Source organism: Aeoliella mucimassa (assembly GCF_007748035.1).
Lineage (GTDB): Bacteria > Planctomycetota > Planctomycetia > Pirellulales > Lacipirellulaceae > Aeoliella > Aeoliella mucimassa.
Genome location: NZ_CP036278.1, coordinates 4,745,079 through 4,759,702 on the forward strand (window position 1 = coordinate 4,745,079; position 14,624 = coordinate 4,759,702).

The 14,624-nt window shown below is 58.8% G+C and carries 7 protein-coding genes and 1 tRNA gene; 6 read left to right on the top strand and 2 right to left on the bottom strand.

Going from position 1 to position 14,624, the window contains the following annotated elements:
• Positions 1 to 65 precede the first annotated feature (65 nt).
• Together Pan181_RS18610 and Pan181_RS18615 are read right to left on the bottom strand one after the other, a co-directional pair.
• Positions 66 to 353 carry a hypothetical protein gene (locus Pan181_RS18610; RefSeq protein ID WP_145248977.1) on the bottom strand — a complete coding sequence of 96 codons (288 nt, stop codon included), beginning with the start codon at positions 351 to 353 and terminating at the stop codon, positions 66 to 68.
• A gap of 143 nt (positions 354 to 496) precedes the next feature.
• Positions 497 to 1,891, bottom strand: coding sequence for an MJ0042-type zinc finger domain-containing protein (locus tag Pan181_RS18615; RefSeq protein ID WP_197528502.1), 1,395 nt, complete (start codon positions 1,889 to 1,891; stop codon positions 497 to 499).
• A gap of 114 nt (positions 1,892 to 2,005) precedes the next feature.
• Between Pan181_RS18615 and Pan181_RS18620 the strand changes: the two genes are divergently transcribed.
• The 6 genes from Pan181_RS18620 to Pan181_RS18645 all read left to right on the top strand — a co-directional run bounded on the left by Pan181_RS18620 (position 2,006) and on the right by Pan181_RS18645 (position 14,614).
• Positions 2,006 to 2,986 carry a DNA polymerase III subunit gene (locus Pan181_RS18620; protein WP_145248981.1) on the top strand — a complete coding sequence of 327 codons (981 nt, stop codon included), beginning with the start codon at positions 2,006 to 2,008 and terminating at the stop codon, positions 2,984 to 2,986.
• A gap of 297 nt (positions 2,987 to 3,283) precedes the next feature.
• The gene (locus Pan181_RS18625) at positions 3,284 to 5,581 is read left to right on the top strand and encodes a sodium-translocating pyrophosphatase (RefSeq protein ID WP_145248983.1); all 2,298 of its coding nucleotides are present in this window, start codon (positions 3,284 to 3,286) and stop codon (positions 5,579 to 5,581) included.
• 110 nt (positions 5,582 to 5,691) lie between these two features.
• Positions 5,692 to 5,780: transfer RNA gene (locus Pan181_RS18630), tRNA-Ser, on the top strand.
• Between the two features lie 520 nt (positions 5,781 to 6,300).
• Positions 6,301 to 8,862 (top strand): sodium-translocating pyrophosphatase, encoded by a 2,562-nt coding sequence (locus Pan181_RS18635; RefSeq protein ID WP_145248985.1) that lies wholly within the window; start codon positions 6,301 to 6,303, stop codon positions 8,860 to 8,862.
• A gap of 39 nt (positions 8,863 to 8,901) precedes the next feature.
• On the top strand, positions 8,902 to 9,669 hold the full coding sequence (locus tag Pan181_RS18640) for a hypothetical protein (protein ID WP_145248987.1): 768 nt from the start codon (positions 8,902 to 8,904) through the stop codon (positions 9,667 to 9,669).
• Positions 9,670 to 9,997: 328 nt separating this feature from the next.
• Positions 9,998 to 14,614: a CotH kinase family protein gene (locus tag Pan181_RS18645; protein ID WP_145248989.1), complete on the top strand. Its 4,617-nt coding sequence runs from the start codon at positions 9,998 to 10,000 to the stop codon at positions 14,612 to 14,614.
• The last annotated feature ends 10 nt before the right edge of the window (positions 14,615 to 14,624 follow it).

The window sequence follows — 14,624 nt, forward strand, 5'->3', positions numbered from 1 at the left end:
CTAGATCTTCGCTGTTTTAGGCCGGTCGATCGCGTCTGGCTTCAAGCCACGATTCGCGTTTGCGGCTACTTTTTCTCGGTAAGCTGCCGATCGGCAACCCAACGCTTTGCCGCACTAATTGCCTGGCTGGCGGAGGGAAAATCTCGTAAGTAGCCCACTCGCAACTTCTGCGGGCCATAGATGCTTACGTGATAGCGAATCGCGTTAATCGGCGAGTTCGACTTCATCGACATCAGCTCAAAGCGGTAACCATCGTGGGTTACTTGATCGTCGTGCTGCACCCCGATGCGGCGGCTTTCGCGGAACTTACCCAAATCTTGCTTGTGGGAATGCGATCCAAAAAAGAGTGCCATGCTGCAGGCCTCGCGATACGAACTCGAAATAAGAGATCAGACTTCAGTATGATCGGCGCGCAGTACCATCGCTATTGAATCCCACTGAAATGCGATGCATTGCTAGCATGCGAATGTCGCAACATGCGAGTTGAAGTGATTATTCAAGAGTCACCGTCATGGCGGATTCGCCAGGCCAATCGCCCCAGCATGCGAAAGTAGAACATACCGGCAATCATGAAGGGAATCGCCGCTAGCGAGATCAATTCAGGCGAGTAGCGATTCAGCAGCATCACGGTCCCCACAAACAGACCAACCACGATTGCTGATAGCAAGTAAAACTGCAACCAGCTTCCTGCGCTTTTCGTCATACTCCGCAACACGCCTGGCATCAGCAGCGACCAGGGAGACAAGGCTTCGAGTGTCGACAGATGGACCACAGGAAAGCAAACCCACATGCTCGCAGCGATGCCAAGCAGTTTGCCAGCCACGTCGGCCCCGGAGGCCCACGCGATGAGGTAACCGAGAATACCGGAACTCATTACTCCGATCGCCATGTAGAAAGACTCTCCCATCCAGTCGACCGGATTATTGACCGGCCACTCCTCGATGCGGTCATTCCCCTCCGAACTCTCGGTCACCACCTTGATGGCGCAGGCCGAGGCCGAGGCCAGGCCGAGCATGATCATCGCCGCCGTGGCGACCATAATAGGCAATCCAACCACGGCACCGTAACCGCTAAGAATCATCGGATACACCCACACGGCCACCGTAAAGAAGAAGGCCAGCAGGATGCCAATCGATAGACAGCGACTCACGACCCCCGGCCCGGTGAGAAAGGCCTTCCAACCAGTGAGCAACGGCCAGGCATTCATCTGGGGTCGGCTCTTGCGGTTGGTAACAACTCGATTCATCGCGGCCAGCTGCTCTTCTGGCGACAGCGACTCGAAATCCTCGTACCGCGAGTAGATCGGCGGCATCGACGGTGCAAACGACTCGTCGACTCGTACCTCCTCCACTTCCAGATCGGGCTCGGCGGGGGCTGGCGGGAGCTTTGGCTTAGGTGCTTTCACTACCGTTGCGTGCCCGCAGTCGGGGCATTCGATCGCTTGGCCAATCATCGCCGGTTCGACGTACTGCAGGGTCTCACACACTTCGCAGCGAACCGGCACTAACGCTTTTTGCTGCTTCAGCAGTTCAGTTCCCCAAGGCTGCGAGTCGCCATCCCACAACTCGTACTGCTGCCCCAGCATAGCGGCTGGCATTTTCGTAGGCTCTTTCGGCTTGGGGGCCGGCAACTTGGTCTTCGTGTTGCAGTCGGGACAAGTCAGCAGCTGCCCCACCTGGTCGTGCCGGCCATAGAGTCGGGTGCCGCAGAGTCGGCAATTCACCCCCACGAAGGTCGGCCCACTCGGCTTCGACGTCGGCTCGGCGACCGCGTGCACTTCGAACCCCGCCTTGCAATTCGGGCACCGAGCCTGGCGCCCCACGTGTCTCAGGTCCACCTTAAACCGCGTACGACAATGCGGGCATTGCGTGGTGATGGTGGAATCGGACATTTTCTTTTCAAACCTCTGGCCAACCAACCACCTGCGGGGGGACGCCGAAAGCCGCGGCATCGAGTATAACCAAACACTCTGAGCAGCGTCCAAACACTCCAGAAGTAACCCGTCATGTGGATGAACATCGAAGGCCACGACCAACTCGCCCAGCGGTTTGCGCACGTGCTAGGGGAAGGACGCCTGGCGAGCACCTATTTGTTTGTCGGACCCGGCGGAATCGGCAAAAGATTGTTCGCCCGCCGGTTGGCCGAGTGCCTGTTCTGCTCGCAGTCGATCGATAGCGACCTGACCGCCTGCGGGCAGTGCGAGTCTTGCCGGCTGATGGCGGCCGGAAATCACCCCGATTTTCTCGAAGTTGGCCTGCTGAAAGACAAACGCTCGCTGCTGCTTGAGCAGTTTATCGGCGACAAAGCGCATCGTCACCAGGAAGGGCTGTGCCACGACATCTCGCTGCGGCCGTACCTAGCCTCCCGGCGGGTCGCGGTGATCGACAACGCGGATACGTTTAACACCGAAACGGCCAACGCGTTGCTGAAAACCTTGGAGGAGCCGCCCCCCCATTCGCTGCTCATTCTGATCGGCACCAGCGAGTCGAAACAGTTGCCGACCATTCGCTCGCGGTCGCAGATCGTACGGTTTGCACCTCTGCAGCCCGAGGTGGTCGCTCGGTTGCTGCTGGAAACGGGCGAAGTGGATAACCCGCAGGTGGCGACCACCGTATCGGAACTGGCCGAAGGCAGCCTGGATCAGGCCCGCGCAATGGCCGACGAGCAACTTTGGCAACTGCATACCACGGCCGTGGAGTTGTTGGATCGCCGGGTGCTCGACAGCGTGCGGCTGGCAGAGGTGGTTCACGAGTACTCCAACGCGGCTGGCAAAGACGCAGAACCGCGCCGGCAAGCGATGCTCCGCGTACTGGGCCTTGTCGCCCGACATTACCGCCGACAACTGCGACACGATCCGAACTCCCCTGTCGCACCATACTGGATCGCGAAGATCGATCGCTGCCTGGACGCTGAAATGCACGTGGTGCGGAACGTGCATCTGCAAACGGTCATTCAAGCATGGGCCGACGACCTGGCTCGCGCGTAGGGATCAGTAAAGAATTCAACGCAAAACCCCGATTGAATCGCCGAATGCATTGACAGCGATTCGAACCCTGCATTAGACTCCACGGCCAGTTCTTTCAGGCGGGTAAACTCATCACTTCGGGGTCGTTGCACCTTCTATCAAGTGTTCGTTTGGGCTTTCAGTTTCCGTAAGGAGCAGTGAAGTTTCGAGCGGGCCACTTGTTGCGCTACACTCATTCGATCTGACGACGCTCCACGCTATGGATCGCCCTTCCCATTTTGACTTTGTTACGCAGACTGAGCCAAGAGGACCAGCAACATGGAAGACCCCAGCGTCATTATTTATATCGTGCCCGTCGTCGCAGTCGCGTCGTTAATCTACGCGATGATCCGGTCGAACTGGGTCAAGCAACAAGACGCTGGCACCGATCGCATGAAGATGATCGGCACCTGGATCTCCGAGGGAGCGATGGCCTTCCTCTCGCGCGAGTATCGCTCGTTGGCGATCTTCGTGCTCGCGGTCGCGGTGATTCTGGGAGCTTCGAACCAGGCACTCGGGGCCGAGCACCTGACCAACTGGATGGTTGCCCTGTCGTTTGTACTGGGTGCCTTTTGCTCGGCCTTGGCTGGTTACTTCGGGATGAAGACTGCCACGTTGGCCAACACCCGCACCGCCTCGGCAGCACGCAGCGGATTGAACTCCGCGCTGCAGGTCGCGTTCACAGGTGGCTCAGTGATGGGGCTGTCGGTCGTAGGGCTCGCCCTGTTGGGATTGGGAGTCCTCTTCTTCGGCTTCACCCGTGCTTATCCCGAATCGCTGCAGGGTGGAGACCCTACGATGCTGGTGCTGAACCTGCTGTCAGGCTTCTCGCTCGGGGCGTCGTCGATTGCGTTGTTCGCCCGCGTCGGTGGAGGCATCTTCACCAAAGCGGCCGACGTTGGTGCCGACCTAGTGGGTAAAGTGGAAGCCGGCATTCCCGAAGATCATCCCCTGAACCCTGCAACCATCGCCGACAACGTGGGCGATAACGTCGGCGACGTCGCCGGCATGGGTGCCGACCTGTTCGAGTCGTACGTCGGTGCGATTCTGTCGGCCATGATCCTGGGAGTCGCCTGGTACGACGGGCTCGAAGCGGTCCGCCCCGGCAGCGGAATGAACGCGGTGTACCTGCCATTGGTGGTTGCGGTCATCGGAGCCGTTGCGTCGATCATCGCCTGCTTCTTTGTCCGCACCAGCGAAGGAGGCGATCCCCAGCAGGGACTCAACCGCGGCATGTACGTCGCTGGCGGTCTGCTGTTGATTGGCACCATCGCCGCGCTCTACTACGGCATCGGCAACGGAGTGGAGGTGCGCGACATCTTCACTGACGAAATACTCCGCTACGGATGGATCGATGTGACCGTCGCAGTGCTGGCGGGCCTGGGTGCGGGGGCTGGCGTCGGCATGATCACCGAGCATTACACCGCCTGCAATCGCTCGCCGGTGGAGAGTATCGTCTACGCGTCGCGTACCGGCCATGCGACCACTATCATCCAAGGCGTAGCTGTCGGCATGAACTCGACCACGGCTCCGATTCTGGTGATCGGCGCGGCGATCCTCGTCGCGTATCAGTTTGCCGGGCTCTATGGCATCGCCCTGGCGGCAGTCGGTATGCTCTCGCCGCTCGCGATACAACTGGCGACTGACGCTTACGGGCCGATTGCCGACAACGCGGGCGGCATCGCCGAGATGTCGCACTTGGGCCGCGAAGTGCGCAGCCGCACCGACAAGCTCGATGCAGTGGGCAACACCACGGCCGCCATCGGCAAGGGCTTTGCGATTGGCTCGGCCGCCTTGACCGCGCTGAGCCTGACAGCGGCCTTTATGACCAAGATGCATGGCACCGTGGAGATCAACGCGGTGCATCCTCAGGTTCTGGTTGGCCTACTGGTCGGCTGCATGCTTCCCTTCCGCTTCTCGGCCATGGCCATGGTAGCGGTCGGTAATGCTGCTCAGGACATGATACAGGAAGTCCGGCGACAGTTCCGCGACATCCCCGAACTCCGCCCCGCACTCGACGCTGCCCAACGAGCCGAAAGCGAGGAGCGGGATCCCTCGGCGGAAGAAGCAGCGTTGATCGCAGCCGCCGACGGCAAGGCCGAGTACGCCCACTGCGTAGAGATCGCCACCGGTGCAGCCATCAAGCAAATGATCGCTCCTGGACTGCTGGCGGTGATCGTGCCGATTCTGGTCGGCTTCTACTCGCCGAACATGCTTGGCGGGCTGCTAGTAGGGGTGACCGTATCGGGCGTCTGTTTGGCGATCTTCCAGGCCAACTCTGGCGGGGCCTGGGATAACGCGAAGAAGCAGACCAAGGACGAAGGCCAAGGCAAATGGGGGGCCGACTACGAAGAGATGCACAAGGCCACCGTGACTGGCGACACGGTGGGCGACCCGTTTAAAGACACCTCGGGGCCATCGATCAATATTCTGATCAAGCTCATTAGCGTGGTCGCAATGATTATCGCCCCCATGCTGTATGCGGTACACAAGGACCGAACCACCGACGGCAGTAGCGTGTCTAACAATACAAACACCCAGGCTCCGGCCGCGGCAACTGCCCCTGCGGAGGAATAATTCTTCGCGGAATGGCAAAACGCCCGAGATTTGCTGGACTTTTCAGCGAGGCTTGGGCGACGTAAAATAGATACTCGTGGCGACATTCGTGCTGCCGCGAAAAAGAAGCTGGAGAGGTGGCTGAGTGGTCGAAAGCACCGGTTTGCTAAATCGGCGTACGGGTCAAACTGTACCGCAGGTTCGAATCCTGTCCTCTCCGCTCCATGAACCCTCGCCTATCTGTTGGTCGGATAGGTGAGGGTTTTTTGTGCGCACTCCGGTAACCTGCCCTCGATTCAAGGCCGTGTCCGGTCGAGTTGCCAGTACAGGTGAGTAGCCGATGGTTTATAGCTTTCGCCCGACACATACTGCCCCAGTTGGGGGCTCAGAGCCGCCATTTTTCTCCGATTTGTTGGAAGTGCATCCCTAATAAATGGTACTCAAGAAGCGCCCTCAAGCGGCTTCGGCCATTCGTCCTACCATGTGTCAAGTGCCGAAGCCAGCACGCCAGCATGTGCCCAATCGCACAGCGTGCACAGTTGGCGATTCGATTTGTACCGCTTTTTCGCACACTCTGTGCGGACGATCTCTGGCACATGAATTGCATTAGGCGTTTCGCGAGTCTGTGTTCTTTCGCGAACCGACTCGGATCTTCTACTCCTATCTTGGCTCGCCAAGTGTCGGACTCGTGATTCGACCCTGACGCTGCCTGATTTGTTTAACACAGAGGTTGTTCCATCATGGAGTGCCACACCCTTGCCAACTTGACTAGCAGTTGGCACCAATCGATTGGTCTTCTGGCTGCCGAGCCTATTGCGACAGGCGAAGCGGCCACTCGTACGTTGCCACTCTGGTGGCACATCACCTGGATCTGTGCCGCGGTCGCGCTGGTTAGCGCGTACGTGTTCTATCGCTGGATCGTCCAGCAGAGCGAAGGCAACGATCGCATGAAGGAGATCGCCCAGTACGTGCGTGAGGGAGCTTATGCTTACCTCAAACGTCAGTACCGCGTGGTCACCGTGTTCTTTATCGCCGTGTCGGCCATTCTCGCCTTCATGGCTTTTGGCTTGCACGTGCAGCACCAGCTGGTTCCGTTCGCATTCATCACAGGTGGCTTCTTCTCGGGCCTGGCCGGGTTCTTCGGGATGAAGACCGCGACGATGGCCTCGGGCCGCACCGCCCAAGGGGCGAGCGAATCGCTCGACCGCGGTTTGAAGGTCGCCTTCCGGGCAGGCTCGGTGATGGGCCTCACGGTTGTTGGTCTGGCGATGCTCGACATCAGCTTGTGGTTTGCTTACCTCTATAAGTTCCATCACGTCGTCTTTGGCGGCGAGCCGATGACGCTCGAGACCATTACCGTGGTCATGCTCTGCTTCGGCATGGGTGCCTCGTCGCAAGCGTTGTTCGCTCGCGTCGGTGGCGGCATCTACACCAAGGCGGCCGACGTTGGTGCCGACCTGGTGGGCAAGGTGGAAGCCGGTATTCCGGAGGACGATCCTCGCAACCCTGCGACGATTGCCGATAACGTGGGCGACAACGTCGGCGACGTCGCCGGCATGGGTGCCGACCTGTACGAGTCGTACGCCGGCTCGATTCTAGCCACGATGGCTCTCGGTGTCGCGGCGGTTAGCTTCGGTGGTCTGCCTGAAGGCTTTACCGACGAACTCTCGGCCAAAATGGCGTTTCTGAGTGCCCCAATGGTGCTCAGCGCCCTCGGCATTCTGCTGTCGCTGGCCGGCATCTTCCTGGTTTCGACCAAGGAAGGAGCCAGCATGAAAGAACTGATGTGGGCCCTTAACAAAGGCATCTGGGGTTCGAGTGCGTTGGTGATCGTGGTCGCTGCGATCGTGCTGCCGATGTTGCTTCCCTCCGCTATCGCGTGGGGTGTAGTCGGCGCGGTGGCCATCGGCTTGATCGTCGGTCTCACCATCGGTTACGGAACCGAATACTACACCAGTGCTGAATACAAACCAACGCAAAGCATCGCCGATCAAGCGGTGTCGGGCACCGGTCCTTTGGTGATCGACGGTGTCGCGGTTGGTTTGATGTCGACTTGGATTCCCATCGCCGCGGTCTGCATCGGCATGCTGATGTCGTTCGCCTTGTGCGATGGCTTCGATAACCTGGCGATGGGTCTCTACGGGGTTGGTATGGCCTCGGTCGGTATGCTCTCGACCCTCGGCATCACCCTGGCGACCGACGCTTATGGCCCGATCGCCGACAACGCGGGTGGTAACGCCGAAATGTCGGGCTTGCCGCCTGAAGTTCGCAACCGCACCGACGCCCTCGACTCGCTTGGTAATACCACCGCTGCGGTCGGTAAAGGCTTTGCCATTGGCTCGGCCGCTCTCACGTCGCTGGCGTTGCTGGCCGCGTACGTGGAAGAGGTTCGCGTCGGCCTGCATCGCGAAGCGGCCGCCGTGTACGAGGTAGTGGATGGCGAGGCGTACAACGTCGAGGATCTTGGCTACGGCAAGTACGGTATCTTCCTGCCGGGTGCCGACCAAGGCCATCAAGAGTCCTACACCATCAGTGCCTTCGAGAGCAACGAAGACTACGCGGTCGAAGTTATGGTGGATGAAGAACCGGTCCATCTGGTGGTGAATCACCAAGGTGGTGCGACCAAGATCGAGACCGAGGACGCAACACTGCTGGCGCTGCAGAGTGCACCTTCGGCAGGACTCACCGACTTTATGAGCTACTACGACGTTACGCTGATGAATCCCAAAGTGTTGGTCGGCACCTTCTGCGGTGTGCTCATGGTGTTCGTGTTCGGAGCCATGACGATGAAAGCGGTCGGCCGGGCTGCGATGGCGATGGTCGAAGAAGTTCGGCGGCAATTCCGCGAGAAGGCCGGCATCATGCAAGGCACCGAAACACCCGACTACGCTCGCTGCGTGGCCATTTCGACCGCAGGTGCTCAGCGCGAGATGCTGCGACCTTCGATGCTCGCGGTACTGGCTCCTGTGGCCATCGGCCTGCTGCTCGGCGTGAGCGGCGTGATGGGTCTGCTCGTCGGCGGCCTGTGTGCCGGGTTTGCGATGGCCGTGTTCATGGCCAACGCGGGTGGTGCCTGGGACAACGCGAAGAAGTTGATCGAGACTGGTAAGAATGGTGGTAAAGGCTCCGACGCCCATAAGGCGGCTGTGGTCGGCGACACCGTGGGCGATCCGTTCAAGGACACCACCGGCCCGTCGCTCAACATTCTGATCAAGCTGATGAACATGGTGAGCATCGTGTTCGCTGGTTTGGTCGTGAAGTTCGCCCCAGTCATTGCTGCTTATCTTGGCATGGGCCAGTAGGTCAGCATTTCCCCTATTCAATATCGCTTGGAGTTTTGCATGGATACTCATCTCTATCTGATGTGCTACCAGACCGAAGCGTTAATCGCCTCGCAGCTGGAAGCAACGGACTTTGGCTCTTACATGGCGATCGGTACCCAGAAGAAGACCTTTGGCAACACAGCCTTCTTCGAAATCGACGCAACCCAGTGCCTGAATGAATTCGGGGTTAGCTCGCTCGAAGAGCTTTGCAAGCCTCATTCCGATGGCTCGCCGAAACGCAGTAAGTACCTTAGCGTTTACCGGGTGCTCGAGCGGGTGCCGCTCAGTGCGTTTGGGAAACTGCACCTGGTGACCCGCGACGGGCGGGTGCTGTCGCTCGAAGGCCAAACCCTCGAACCAGGGGCCAACGTCGCTGGCGACGGCCCCTATATGTACGCCGAGCTCTGCCCGCTCACTCCGCGGGTGGTCTCGCAATTGAATCCGTATGACTTCTGCCAGAAGCTCACCGACCAGTCGGTGCAGGTGAGCGTGCCGAAGCTCTTCTTCGCCCACACGCAACTCAAAATCAAGGACGATAGCCTGGCAAGTTACTTGCCTTATCGGAATCCTGAACATGTGGTTGCTTGCGTCCGTGAAGTTCAGGATCGCACCCAGAAGCCGAGCAAGACGGTCGATCGCAACCCGCCGTTGATGGCCTTCTATCGCACCGTCGATAGCGGCTTCTATCTCGGCGGCAGCGAAGGCGTAAAGTTCTATCCCTTCCCCGACACGAAGACGCTCGACGCCGAGCACCATCGCTGGTGGCGATCGGCTTCCATGGGATAAACCCAAGTAGTCTATTCAGGCGACCTCCCAGAAGGTTGCAGCGGGCAGAAGGGAATCGCTCGCTGCAACCTTTTTTCGTCGACTCTCGGCTTCGACAGGGGGGGGGAGAATGGCCTCGTTTTCGCGCACCAGCAGCTCGTCGCCCCCGCTAGCCTGCCAGGGTGCCATGACGAGTAAGAGCCTTTCCCGCTGACCTCTGCCGCGGGAGTGTTAAGAAGAAATGAAGATCCCCCGCGCAATAGGTGCGGGTTACTGCTAATATGGAGGTTCTTGGTTCGACCAGCTTGGTCAACGGAATGTAAGAAGAGCGTGTATAGAGGCGGCACCCATGCGTAAGCGGCTCAAGTTCGAGGCCTTAGAGCCTCGTGAACTCCTGGCGGCGGATTTGATCATCACCGAGTTTCTGGCCTCGAACGATGGCATTCTCGAAGATGGCGACGGCGATCCTTTCGATTGGATCGAGATCTACAATCACGGCGACGAGAGTGTCGATCTGCAGGGCTACCACCTGACAGATAACTACGACAATCTCAGCAAGTGGAGCTTTCCTACGAGTGCTGTGCTGGATCCCAATGAGTTCCTGGTGGTGTTTGCCAGCGGCAACGACTCCCTCGATTCCGCCGGCAATTTCCACACTAACTTTTCGCTATCCGACGATGGAGAGTACCTTGCGCTAGTCGACCCTAGCGGCTCGGTACTTTCCGCGTATGGTTCGGCCACGACCGACTACGGCCCGCAAGACACCAACATTTCGTACGGGGTGGGCTTCCTTACCGAAACATCGATCTTGGTTACTCCCGAGAGTACCGTTCAATACCTGAGACCAAGCAATGGTCTCGTCGATGGCATCTGGATGATGCCAGATTTCGACGACTCGACTTGGCAAACGGGTACTGCCAGTTTGGGCTACGAACTATCGGGTAGCAACTATGCCAGTGCTGGTTTGCTCGACACGGTTCTCCCTGCCGGCACGCGTTCGGCCTACGTGCGGATTCCTTTCCAGGTCGACGATCCTTCGACCCTGCTCACGACGCTGCAGATGAAGTACGACGATGGGTTCATCGCGTACATCAATGGCACTCGGGTCGCGAGCGCATCGGCGCCGGAGACTCTGAATTACCTTTCGACAGCAACCGGCTCGCACGATGATAGCCAGGCGGTACAGTTTGTCGACTTCAACATCGCTTCCTATACGGATCTACTGCATGAAGGAGAGAACCTGCTGGCGATTCACATGCTGAATAGATCGGCCAGTAGTTCCGACATGCTGGCTGCGATTCAGATGCCAGCGTTGTTGGGCGATCCGATCGACCTTCAAGATGTCGGGCAGCTAACTTATCCAACGCCGGGACAACCGAACACTCCCTTGCTGGCCTCGGATGTAATCTTCTCGCAAACCGGCGGGGTGTATTCCGAAGAGATCATGCTGGCACTTAGCACCAGCGATAGCAGTGAGACCATTCGCTACACCATCGACGGTTCGGATCCCACCGAAGCCTCGTACCTGTATACCGGTCCGTTCTCAATGAACCGAAGCCGACAGATTCGGGCGCGTTCGTTCGGGGCGAACGGAGAGTTAGGGCAAGTTCGAGCCGAATCGTATACCTTCGCAGTTACCAGCGCGTCTTCGTTTAATTCGGATCTGCCGATTATCGTGCTCGAGAACTGGGGCGGTGGTACTCCTGGCACCACCGATTTCGAAACGGCCGCGTTGAATTTGTACGAAGTCGATCCGGCCACCGGACGAGCGAGCTTCGACAGTGCTCCCACGCTGAGCACCTTGATCGGACAACACCGTCGCGGCAAGAGCACCGCAGGCAATGCGAAAACCAATCTTCGCGTCGAACTACGCGACGAAACCGGCGAAGACAAAGAAGTGTCGTTGCTTGGTATGCCTTCGGAGTCCGATTGGATTCTGTACGCCCCATTCACGTTCGATCGGGCGATGCTCCGCAATACCTTGTACTACGATCTGAGCCGGCAACTTGGCAAATGGGCCCCGCGCATCCGCTTTGTCGAAGTCTACGCCAACTTTGAAGGGGGCTACCTATCTTCCGATCAATACATGGGCGTGTACGTGTTGATGGAGAACGTGAAGCGCGATGGCGACCGCGTTGACATCGATGAACTGACTCCTACGCAAAACAGCGGGTCGGCCATTACCGGTGGCTACATGGTGGTGTCCGACACCCCCGACTCCGACACGCCCGGTGCGGCCACCTGGAGGACCGATCGCAATAACCCCACGCTAAACGATGCGATCTTCATTAACGAAGAACCTGAGTACGAAGACCTGTCGCCAGAGCAGATCGACTACATTCGCGGATACATTCAAGACTTTGAAGACGCCTTGTACGGGCCGAATTCCACCGATCCCGAACTTGGCTACGAAGCCTACTTCGAGGTTGATACCTCGATCGACCATCACATTCTGCGACTACTCTCCAAAGAGCCCGACTCGTTGCGTTTGAGTACCTACCTGACGAAAGAACGCGATGGCAAACTCGCCTTTGGTCCGGTTTGGGACTTTGATCGCTCCTCGGGCCCCGATAACGACGCTCGGGCAGCGGATCCCCAAGGCTGGTACTTGCCTGATGTCGATTTCTTTGAGTCCGACTGGTGGGGCGAACTGTTCGACGATCCCGACTTCGCCCAACGTTGGGTCGACCGCTGGCAAGAACTTCGCAGCAATGTGCTGAGCGACGAGAATCTGCTGGCGACCATCAACGGGCAGGCGGCGCAGATTGCCGAAGCCCAGGCCCGCAATTTTGTGCGTTGGTCGGGCTACGTCGTGCCGAACAGTGGACCTTACGCCGACCCAGCGCTCACTGGCTGGGAAGGCGAAGTGAGTCATCTCGCGAACTGGGTCGTCGCGCGGGCGAACTGGGTCGACAAACAGTTGATGATGATGCCAGCGGTTTCGATCCCGGCCGGCAATGTTCCGGAAGGGCAAACCATCACGCTGCAAGCCGATTCGCAAGACACTAGCATCTATTACACCCTCGATGGCAGCGACCCCCGCGACGAAGGGGGGGCACTTTCCCCCTCGGCCATCCTTTACACTGGCCCGATTACCGTGAACGGTACCCTGCAGCTCAACGCCCGCAGCTATGCGAATCCGCTGGGCAAACCATTGAGCAGTAGTTACTACCTGCCTTACTACTCGCCTTCGAATATTCTTGACGGCGACGAGAATACGCAGCATATCAATCTAGGCGGCGCCGGCTCCGGCCTGATCATCACGCCGGAGTATGGCCTCTCCGTGGTGCAGAGCTTCGTGATCAACACGGTTTCTTCGTTGTACGGAAGCTATCCCACGAATTGGATATTGTACGGCACGAATAATTCGATCAACAGCACCGATAATAGTACTGGTACCGGTGAACAATGGACCTTGATCGACTCCGGCAGCCTTCAGGCCCCAGGACGGTCGTACACGTCCGAAGCAATCACTGTGGATAACACCTCCACCGCGTATTCCTCTTACAAGCTAGTGTTTTCCACCGTTGCTAACAGCAGTGACTTTGGGATTAGCGACCTGAGCTTCTATCAGACTCCCGATGGCACAGGCACTCCAGTCCTGTCGCCCAACGATCAAGTACTGGCCATCCACTCGGCTAATAGCCAAATGGTCGCGGTGAACACCGGCTGGAGCAGTTTGGTTTCGAACGTCTACTCCGCGGCCATGCCGGCCGACGCGACAAACCTGCGGATTAGCGAGCTGCACTACCATCCTGCCGAACCAAACGCGGCCGAACTACAGCTGGCTCCAGGTACCGAAGACAACAACTACGAGTTCCTCGAGTTAACCAACACGAGCGGCCACACCATTAGCCTGACCGGCGTGCAGATCTCTGGCGGCATTACCTACGATTTCAGCACCAGCAGCGTGCTCACGCTCGCGCCGGGCGAGTCGGTCGTGGTGGTCGAAAACCTCACCGCGTTCCATGCCCGCTATGGTGAGTCGATCTTGGTTGCTGGGGTGTACGATGGCAAGCTCAGCAATGGCGGCGAGCAGATCACCGTAACCGATATTTACGGTCAGACAATTGTCGACTTCACCTACAGCGACGATGCTCCCTGGCCTGACAGCGTGGATGGCGATGGACCTTCGCTCGAAGTGACCGATCCCTTCGGCGACTACAGCTTCGCTGGCAACTGGCATGTAAGTGCCTCGACCGGTGGCACACCAGGTGAGTTCTTCACGGTGTCTGGCGACTTCGATCGCAATGGCATCGTCGACATGGACGATTACCAACTTTGGAAGTCGACGTATGGTTCCACCACCATCCTGGCGGCCGATGGCAATCAAGATGGCACCGTGAGCCTGGCCGACTACACCGTTTGGCGCGACAACCTGGGAGCCACCGTGGCGGCCCTCGCCCAATTGGCGGGCGTCACCGACTCGGCCCCCACCCCCGCAACCGAAACGGTACCGGGAACTACGCTTGGCGACACCTCGACAGCAGCTGCCGAGACTGCGTCGGCAGACTCCAGCGTACTGGTTGTTTCGACGAACTCCGCCGAGTCCGAAAGCAGTGCTGCGGTAGATGCTGCGATGGCGATTGCCGACGAATCGGAGCCAACCACCGTTTCGAATAGTAGCCAACAACAGAAACTGGCTGCCTCGCCGCTGGCGACTTCGCTCGATCGCTCATTGCACCAATCGGCCAAGCCGCTGCGCCGCACCCACTTCGACGCGACCCCCGACCAGTTGCCGACCCCCGCGCTCGATCACCTGCACCTCGTCGATCGAGTGTTGGGCGAACTCGAGCAGAAGGACTGGCTCGACAAGTCGGCCAGTAAAGGGCAACTCCCCCGCCCGCACCAGGCGCCTGCTTCGTTGGCTGACAGCACGTTAGCCGAGAGCTCGCTGGCCAGCAGCAATAGTCTGGCACAGCAGGTATTCACGCAAACGCAGCGGCAAGCCCGCCGCGGACGCTAACCCACTGCGG